The organism is Idiomarina solivarensis (assembly GCF_033052755.1).
Classification (GTDB): Bacteria; Pseudomonadota; Gammaproteobacteria; order Enterobacterales; family Alteromonadaceae; genus Idiomarina.
In genome coordinates this window covers 1-2,587 of record NZ_JAVFHZ010000014.1, presented here as the reverse complement: position 1 = coordinate 2,587, position 2,587 = coordinate 1, and the positions used below count along the sequence as shown (strand labels likewise).

The 2,587-nt window shown below is 51.3% G+C and carries 2 protein-coding genes; both read right to left on the bottom strand.

The window, feature by feature from the left end; translation table 11 throughout:
- Positions 1–109: 109 nt before the first annotated feature.
- Positions 110–847 carry an IS21-like element helper ATPase IstB gene (gene istB, locus RBK99_RS13415; protein ID WP_317505103.1) on the bottom strand — a complete coding sequence of 246 codons (738 nt, stop codon included), beginning with the start codon at positions 845–847 and terminating at the stop codon, positions 110–112.
- A 9-nt stretch (positions 848–856) separates the two neighbouring features.
- Positions 857–2,404 carry an IS21 family transposase gene (gene istA / locus RBK99_RS13410; RefSeq protein WP_317505102.1) on the bottom strand — a complete coding sequence of 516 codons (1,548 nt, stop codon included), beginning with the start codon at positions 2,402–2,404 and terminating at the stop codon, positions 857–859.
- Positions 2,405–2,587: the final 183 nt, after the last annotated feature.

The following is a 2,587-nucleotide window of genomic DNA, read 5'->3' as shown; positions in this document are numbered from 1 at the left end:
TGCGTATTTCGGTCTATCCGGACAGCGATTCCGGCATCATTCGGACAAGCGTTCCGGTGTCATCCGGACAAGTTAACTTTCACCTCGCATGATTTTCTTTTTACGTGATTTAGGCGTCACCTGCTAGTGTTTTTTTGCGTTGCGATTCACCTTGTAATTCCAACCGATGCGCATTATGAATAAGTCGATCAAGCAATGCGTCTGCCACGGTCGGGTTATCCATCAGTTCATACCATTGTGATACCGGTAGCTGGCTGACGATAATGGTACTGCGTCGCTCATAGCGATCTTCAATGACATCCAGCAAGTCGGTGATTTGTTTTCCCTTAAAGCCTTCCAGCCCCCAGTCGTCCAGGATAAGTAAATCGACCTTTTGGAGCTTGCTGAGGATTTTCAGATAAGAGCCATCAACGTGACCCAGTTTCAGGGCCTCAAGCAAGTGCCCAAGCCGGTAATATTGTACTCGGTAGTTCTGCCGACAAGCCTGCTCGCCTAAACAGCAGGCAAGGAACGTTTTACCGCTGCCGGTTGGGCCGGTGATAAGGATGTTTTGCTGATAGCGTAAGTGATGGCCTTCAAGCAGGGGAATGAGTTGCTCTTTTCTAAGGCCCCTCGCTGCCGGGTATTTGAGTTGTTCAGGCTGCGCCTGCAGACGCAGGTTAGCTTGTTTACGCAGGCGTGTAATACGGTTGTTTTCCCGGCTTAAATGCTCCTGTTCAACGAGCAGCAGTAATCGTTCTTCGAAGGCAAGCTCGTCATAAGTACCCGGTGTTTCACGTTGTCGTTCAAGTGCTGATGCCATAGCCGGTAATCGTAACTGGCGCAGCTGGCTGAGTAAGTTATCCATTACCGCTCCTTATTGGTAATAATGTGCGCCACGCACATTGATGTGATGAGTCGGAGTCGTAGCCGGCTCTGGAGTGGATTGACTGTCCCGGCCGTTGGCAAGGATGTTGCGAATAAACCGAATGGCGTAGTGTTGTTGCTCGAGAGCAATACCGCAGGCTCGCTCTAAGCGCTCTGAGCTATAGCGCTTTTGCAGCGATAACAGGCCCAGGCAACTGCGTTGGGCTTGCTCAACGTGGGCTTTTGAGCGCTCAATATGCTCAACCACTAAGGCGGTATTTTTGCCAATGCTGGCCGCCCAACGGTGGATACGCTCCGGTGTCCAGTCTTTATAAACGGCATGTGCCACGGGCATATGTGATGCCTCGGTGGTGTGTTGGTAACGCTTTTTGCTTCGGATGTGAGTCGCGACCACATTACCGCGGTAATGGATTTGTACCAGTCGCTGGGTGACCATCAGCTCAACCCGCTCACCGACCAGCGCATGAGGCACCGAGTACCAGTGGTTATCGAAGGCCACATGGTAGTCTTTACCGACTTTTGCCAACTTGAACTGCGCGTACTCGTAAGGCATTTCAGGTAACGGTGCTAATGCGGGTGCGTCGATTTGTTTAAATAACTCCGCCCGGCTCAGACCGTCATAGCTTTTCATCGGTCGTTCGTTGAGCTCTTTGTTCAGCGCTCTTATTGCCTGATTTAACGCCGCCAGACTGTGGAAGGTGGTATGTCTCAGCCGCGCTAACACCCAGCGTTCAACCACCAGGACAGCGGATTCTACTTTACCTTTATCCTGAGGCTTACGGGGGCGTGCGGGGATGACAGGACAGCCATAATGTTGACTGAACGCCCGATAGCTGTCGTTGAGCTGCGGCTCGTAGCGGTCGGCCTGATTAACACCGGATTTTAAATTATCCGGAATGAGCAACTGCGGTACACCGCCTAAGAACTCCAGACAGCGGCGATTGGCGAGCAGCCAGGACTCTAAGTCCTGTCCTTCGCACGCTTCGATGTAGGTGTAATTTGAGGCGCCCATTGAGGCAACGAAGATAGACGCTTTGCGGTACTCACCTGTAGTGGGATCAACAATGCGTACGGTTGGTCCGCAGAAGTCGATAAAGAGCTTTTCACCGGCTTTATGCAATTGACGCATAGAGCGACGTTGCTTACCCAGCCAACGGCGGTAATGCTCACAGAACTGAGTGTACCCCAGAGCTTTATTGCCATATTCGGCCTGATATTCCTGCCACAACAACTGCTTGGTCACGAGTGGGCTGGTAAGCTCCTTGTGTACCTTCAGCCAATCCGGCAGCTCACGTTGCGATTGATAATTGCGACCGGGCATCAATAAATTATCGAGCTTCTCAAGTGACACTTCATCAGGAAGCGGCCACTCGAGCTGTAAACTTCGGAACCGGGTCAGGATGTTGTTGACGGTTGAGCGACCGATGTTCAGCGTTAATGCTATTTGCCGATCAGTCATCCGCCGCTCAAACTTCAAACGAAAAATGTCCAGATAAGTCCGCATATCCGTCCTCGCTTTTTTCTTTGCTTTAGTCATGATTGCCTCGGCTCACAGATAAAAACTCTGTTATGCCGAAACTCGAAAAGCGAGGGAAGAAAAACTTGTCCGGATGAGACCGAAACGGTTGTCCGGACGACGCCGAAATCACTGTCCGGATGATACCGAAATGCTTGTCCGGCTCAGACCGAAATCAATGTCCGGATGACCCCGAAATACGCA